The organism is Erythrobacter sp., assembly GCF_023653175.1.
Taxonomy (GTDB): domain Bacteria; phylum Pseudomonadota; class Alphaproteobacteria; order Sphingomonadales; family Sphingomonadaceae; genus Erythrobacter.
The window spans coordinates 1-6,100 of sequence record NZ_JAMNXL010000201.1; the positions used below are offsets into that span (position 1 = coordinate 1).

A 6,100-nucleotide genomic window follows, 5' to 3' on the forward strand; every position below is an offset into this window, starting at 1 on the left:
GACAACAGCTCCAACGGGATGACCGGCACGCCCACCGTGCTTGATCAATTGCTCGGGACGGGCGACGGCGCGCGCGCCGATTTCCAGCTGGTGAAGCTCTACGGCGGCGGGACCGAACCGCAGGTGCGCGCCATCACCCGGCCGCGTGCCGACACGCTGGTGGTGAGCGTGGGCGGCGTCGCCACCACCGCCTGGACGCTTGGCGAGAAGGGCATGCTGCGCCTCGCCGTCGCTCCGGCGGCCGGCGCCGAAGTGCGCGCCGGCTTCCATTTCGACGTGCCGGTGCGCTTCGCCGAGGACCGGCTCGATGTCTCGGCGGTCAATTTCACCGCTGGCGAGGCGCCCTCGGTGCCGCTGATCGAGATCCGGGAGACTGCCTGATGCCGCGGGTGTTCTTCGACCGCGAGCTCGATACGGTCGCGACCTTCTGGCGCATCTATCGCCGCGATGGCTGCGCGCTCGCCTTCACCAGCCACGACCGCGACCTAACCTTCGGCGGCATGCGCCACCTCGCCGCCCCCGGCATGATCCCCGCCGCGATCCGCCTCACCGCCGAGCTCGCCAATGACAGCGCCGAGGTGCAGGGCGCGCTCAACCACGATTCGATCCGCGAGAGCGAGCTGGCCGCCGGTCTGTTCGATGACGCCGCGATCGAGATCGGCGCGGTCGACTGGACCAGCCTCGAGAACCACACGCTCTACACCGGCCAGATCGGCCGGATCGAGGACGACGAGGTGCAGTTTTCCGCCGAGCTGCGCTCGAACAAGAGCCTGCTCGAGCAGGACCTCGTGCCGCGCACCTCACCCACTTGCCGCGCCGTGTTTTGCGGCCCGGGCTGCGGGCTTTCAGCGGTGCGCTTCACCTCGCAGCAGATGCTCGAGGAGGTCGATCTGGAAGGCAACCGGGTGCGCTTTGCCGGGGTGGACGGCGAGGCCCATGTCGACGGGCGGTTGCGATTCATGGCCGGGCCGCAGACCGGCGTTGCCTTCGGGATCATCGATGCCGCTGGCGACTGGCTGGTGCTCGACCGGCCGCTGGTCGATGGCACGCTTCCCGGCACGCGCACGGAGCTGTGCGAAGGCTGCGATCACACCATTGCCACCTGTTCGGACCGCTTTGCCAATGCTGTCAATTTCCGCGGCGAGCCATTCCTGCCGGGCAACGACCTCCTCGCCCGCTACGGCCAGTCGTGAGCGCGCGCGGGGCGGCCGTTGCGCAGGCCGCGCTCGGCTTGGTGGGTTGCCGGTTCCGCCTTCACGGGCGTAACCCTGAAACCGGCCTGGATTGCATCGGGCTGGTCCATGCCGCGCTCGCTGCCGCCGGATGCGAGCCCGTGCCGCCGCGCGGCTACGGGCTGCGCAACATCGCGATCGATGGCTGGCTTCCTGCGGCCGCGCGATCGGGCCTTGTCGAGGCGTGCGGGCCGATCCGTGCGGGCGATATCCTGCTGCTCGCGCTCGGATATGCGCAGCACCATCTGGTGATCGCCCTTGACGCAGACAGCGTCGTCCACGCCCACGCGGGCCTGCGGCGGGTGGTGCGCCAGCCGCGCGAGCCCGCCTGGCAGATCGAGGCCGCCTGGCGCCTCGCCTCCTCTTGCGAAAGCTAGTCTCATGGCGACCTTGCTCCTGACCACCCTTGGCAGTGCGATCGGCGGCCCGCTTGGCGGCGCGCTCGGCGGGCTGATCGGGCACCAGATCGACGCGCGCGTCTTCGGCCCCAAGGGCCGCGAGGGGCCGCGGCTCAAGGACCTGACCATCAGCACCTCGAGCTACGGCCAGCCGATCCCGCGCCAGTTCGGGCGGATGCGGGTCGCGGGCACGGTGATCTGGTCGACCGATCTGATCGAGACCAAGCAGAAACAGAAGAGCCGCAAGGGCCAGCCTTCGACGACAACCTATTCCTATTCCGCCTCCTTCGCGGTTGCCCTGTCGAGCACGCCGATCGACCGGCTCGGACGGATCTGGGCCGACGGCAACCTGCTGCGCGGCGCGCAGGAGGACCTGAAGGTCGGCGGTACCTTGCGCTTCTATCGCGGGTTCGGCGACGATCCGGTCGACCCGCTGATCGCCGCCGCCAAGGGCACGCTCGCGCCCGCGTTTCGCGACTGTGCCTATGTCGTGTTCGAGAACCTCGAGCTGGGCGACTACGGCAACCGCATCCCGGCGATGAGCTTCGAGATCTTCGCCGATGGCGGTGACGGAATAGTCACGCTCGCCCAGCTTGTTCCCGATGCGGTGCTCCCGCCCGCCGAACCCCCGCTGGCGCAGGCGCGCGGCTTTGCCGACGAGGGCGGCGCGCTCGCCTCGACGCTGGCGGCGATCGATCAGGTCATCCCGCTGGTCTGCGCCTCGGGCCACGAGGGCCTGACCATCGCCACCCGCGCGCTGCCCGAGGGCGAGGTGATGACCCTGCCCGACCAGCTTGCCCGGGATGACCGCGAGCGCGACGAGAACCGCGTAAAGCAGCGCGCCGGCCTGCCCACGCGCACCCCCGCCGCGCTGCGCTACTACGACGAGGAGCGCGACTATCAGACAGGCGTGCAACGCGCGAGCGGCAGTCGGCAGGCGGGGCGCGAGCTGATGATCGATCTGCCCGCCACGCTCACCGCCGGCGGCGCGCGTCAGCTCGCGAATGACAGCGCCAACCGGTCGCGCTGGCAGCACGAGACCGTCACCTGGCGGATCGGTGAGCTCGACCCGCGGCTGATCCCGGGCAGCATCGTGCGGTTGCCGAATGCGCCGGGGCATTGGCTGCTGCGCAGCTGGGAATGGCTCGACCGCGGCATCGCGCTCGAGCTTGAACGTCTGGCTCCGTCGGGCGGCATTCCTCGTGCGAGCGATCCGGGTGAGAACCTTGCCCCGACCGATCTGCCGATCCCGGCGACCAGCCTTGCCGCTTTCGAGGTTCCGCCCGAGGCCGGCGCCAATCCCGCCCAGCCGCTGATCTTCGCCGCCGCCTCGGCTGCCAACGCCGCCTGGCGGGGGGCAGCGCTTTACGCCGTGCAGGGCACCGCGCTGGTCGATCTCGGCACCACAGGCAGCCAGCGGGCGGTGACCGGCGTGCTCGAGGCGCCGCTTGGGCCATCACCCGCCGTGCTGTTCGAGCCCGGTGCCGAGACGGTCGTGGCGCTGGTGGCGGAGGACTTCGACCTCTTCGACACCGATCGCGACGGGCTCGCGGCGGGCGCCAACCGGATGCTGATCGGGGGCGAGCTCGTGCAGTTCCTGCGTGCCGAGCCGCTGGGAGCCGGGCATTGGCGCCTCGCCGGGCTTCTGCGCGGGCGCGGCGGGACCGAGCCGGCTGCCGCGCTCGGCCATGTCGCCGGGGCCTCGGCGATCCTGATCGACGACAGCTTCGTGCCGCTCGACCCGGTGCTGGTGCCCCCGCTCGCGACCTCGCGGATCGCGGCCCTGTCGACGGGTGATACCGCCGCGGTGATCGTACCGCTCGCCAATGCGGGGCTTTCGCGACGCCCGCTGTGCCCTGTGCACCCCCGCGCCGTGCGCACTGCCGATGGCACGACGACCTACCGCTGGACCCGCCGCGCGCGCGGTCAATATCGCTGGGAGGACAGCGTCGAAGTCCCGCTGATCGAGGAGCGCGAGGCCTATCTCGCCGGCTTCGGGGCGGTAGATGCGCCCCATGCTGTCTGGCAGACCGATGCGCCCGCGCTGACGCTCACGCCCGCCGAACGCTCCGCCCTGACCGCCGCACACGGGCCCGGCCCGCTGTGGGTCCGCCAGGTGGGCACCTTCGACCACTCCCCGCCGCTGCTTCTTGCCGACCTCACCTGACTGTACCGGAGGCCCCGATGTCCGATCCGATCGCCCTTGCCAGTTCGACGCCCGCGCTGGGCCTGCCGCTGCTTTTTGCCGGGCAGGCGCAAAAGGAGTTCTTCGTCAACGAGGCGCTGTGCCTGCTCGACGCGCTCCACGCCCGCGCGGTGACCGCCTCGCAGCCCGCTCCGCCGGCGAGTGCGGTCGAGGGCGCTTGCTACCGGGTGACCTCGACCGCCACGGGGGCGTGGGCGGGGCAGGAGGGTCGCCTCGCGGTCCATATTGCCGGGGCTTGGCATTTCGTCGCGCCTGTCGAAGGGATGGTGGTCTTCGACAGAACCAGGGGCGACTTTGTCATTTTTCGGTCGCAATGGCAGCCGGCGGCGGAGGTCGCCGTTCCGGCGGGCGGCACCGTGATCGACGTTCAGGCGCGCGGCGCGCTGACCGCTCTCATTACGGCCCTCAGGACCGTGGGTGTGCTCGCCGCGCCCAACCCCTGAGGCCCACGAATGGCGGATTACCGCGCCTTTCACAGTTACATTTTTATCCACAAGCCCCTTTCAGCGACATTCTTGCAACACACGAAGGGCATTGACTGCTTGCCTCGCGCGGGGGGAAAAGATAGAGACAGCCGGTGCCTCAAGTTTAACGCAAAGGGGAATTTCGGAAATGCGCAAACTCGTCATTGGAATGGCGATGGCCTCGACCGCGCTGACCACACCCGCCATGGCCCGCGACGGCCAGTGGTATATCCAGGGTGATGGCGGTGTCATGTTGGTCGAGGATCAATCGATCGATGTCGACACCACCGCAGATGATGCGGCGGCCGACTATGCCACGGGCTACGATTTCGGCGGGCTTGTCGGCTATGACTTCGGCGGCTTCCGCCTCGAAGCCGAAGCCAGCTACCGTGCCGCCAACCTCACGGAAGTGATCGCCGGCAGCGAGGGCCTCGCAAACAACCCGCTGGCGACCGCGCCGGGCGGCTTCACCAGGTTCACCGGCGCGCGCGACGCGGTGGGCGAAGTCAACGCACTGAGCTTCATGCTCAACGGCCTCCTCGATTTCGGCGATGACGACGGGATGCAGGGCTTCGTCGGTGGCGGCGTGGGTGTGGCCCGCGTCGACATGGACGGCCGCGTGAACGCCAACGGCCCGGGCGTCTGGAACGATTCGGACACCGGCTTCGCCTGGCAGGTGCTTGCGGGCATCCGTACCCCGATCAACGATTCGTGGGACGTCGGCCTGAAGTATCGCTACTTCCGCGCGACCGACATCAACCTCGTCGATCCGTTCGGCCGCGATCTGAACACCAGCCTGGCTTCGCACTCGCTGCTCGGCACGATCACCTACAACTTCGGTGGCGAAGAGCCGCCGGTGGTTGCGCCGGTTGCGGTGACCCCGCCCCCGCCGCCTCCGCCGCCGCCCCCGCCCCCGCCGCCCCCGCCGCCGCCGCCCCCCAAGGTTGCGTGCAACACGGGTCCGTACATCGTGTTCTTCGACTTCGATAAGTCGGACATCACCTCGGAAGCCGCCGGCATCCTCAACAGCGCCGTTACCGCCTATGCCAACTGCGGCACGGCGAGCGTGATGCTGGCCGGTCACACTGACCGCGCGGGCAGCACCAAGTACAACGAAGGCCTGGCCGATCGTCGCAACAAGGCGGTCACTGCCTACCTGACCGGCCGCGGCATCCCCGCCGGCCGCATCACCGGCCAGTCGTTCGGCGAAACCAAGCCGCGCGTCCCGACCGCCGACGGTGTGCGCGAAGCGCAGAACCGCCGCGTGGAAGTGACCTACGGCCCGGACTCGGGCATGTAAGTCCAGGTTCCAACGGAACACGAAGAGGGGCCGGAGCGATCCGGCCCCTTTTTTGTTGCCCCGCCCACGGGCTGGTCGCGCTAGTCCGTCGCCACGGCCGGCGGCTCGACTGCCTGTCGCGACAGCATTACATGAAACACGAAGAGCGCGCCGCAGCGGGGCATATGCCTTTGCTGCGGCGCGCTCTTGCATCTATCCGGGTGCCGGACCTAGGCTCGGCGGCCGTTCGCCTTGAGGCTCAAGCCTCTAGAACGTGGAAGCCTCGGCGTCGCTCAAGCCCGCCGACGCAGCGGCGGCACGCTCGGCGATCGTCGCCTCGGCCTTGGGCAGCGTTCGGTAGGCGTAGACAAGGAGCGCGAGCGAGATCGGCGCCACTCCGATCAGCGACAGAACCCCGATCCGCAGGCTCCCGCTCACCTCCGAGATCGCGCCGACCATATAGGGGCCGAGCCCAAGACCGACGAGCGTCGTGGCGAGGAAGAACGAGGCCGTCGCAGTCC

At 69.4% G+C, this 6,100-nt stretch carries 6 protein-coding genes and 1 pseudogene; 6 read left to right on the forward strand and 1 reads right to left on the reverse strand.

What is annotated here, in order from left to right:
• The 6 genes from NBV68_RS16780 to NBV68_RS16805 form a co-directional block, all read left to right on the forward strand.
• Window positions 1-381: DUF2460 domain-containing protein (locus tag NBV68_RS16780; protein ID WP_296312007.1), on the forward strand; the 381-nt coding region annotated here is incomplete at its 5' end.
• Window positions 381-1,193, forward strand: coding sequence for a DUF2163 domain-containing protein (locus NBV68_RS16785; protein WP_296312009.1), 813 nt, complete (start codon window positions 381-383; stop codon window positions 1,191-1,193). The genes NBV68_RS16780 and NBV68_RS16785, both read left to right, overlap by 1 nt.
• Window positions 1,190-1,609 carry an NlpC/P60 family protein gene (locus NBV68_RS16790; protein ID WP_296312012.1) on the forward strand — a complete coding sequence of 140 codons (420 nt, stop codon included), beginning with the start codon at window positions 1,190-1,192 and terminating at the stop codon, window positions 1,607-1,609. The genes NBV68_RS16785 and NBV68_RS16790 overlap by 4 nt, the downstream gene beginning before the upstream one ends.
• Window positions 1,610-1,613: 4 nt before the next feature.
• Entirely contained in the window at window positions 1,614-3,797 is a 2,184-nt protein-coding gene (locus NBV68_RS16795) for a phage tail protein (RefSeq protein WP_296312014.1), read from the forward strand.
• Between the two features lie 17 nt (window positions 3,798-3,814).
• Complete coding sequence (locus NBV68_RS16800) at window positions 3,815-4,279, forward strand: DUF2793 domain-containing protein (RefSeq protein ID WP_296312016.1); 465 nt, start codon at window positions 3,815-3,817, stop codon at window positions 4,277-4,279.
• Between the two features lie 169 nt (window positions 4,280-4,448).
• Window positions 4,449-5,600, forward strand: coding sequence for an OmpA family protein (locus NBV68_RS16805; protein WP_296312020.1), 1,152 nt, complete (start codon window positions 4,449-4,451; stop codon window positions 5,598-5,600).
• A gap of 246 nt (window positions 5,601-5,846) precedes the next feature.
• On the opposite strand, the pseudogene NBV68_RS16810 reads toward NBV68_RS16805, so the two are convergent.
• Window positions 5,847-6,100, reverse strand: a pseudogene (locus NBV68_RS16810) (MFS transporter); the annotation flags it as partial.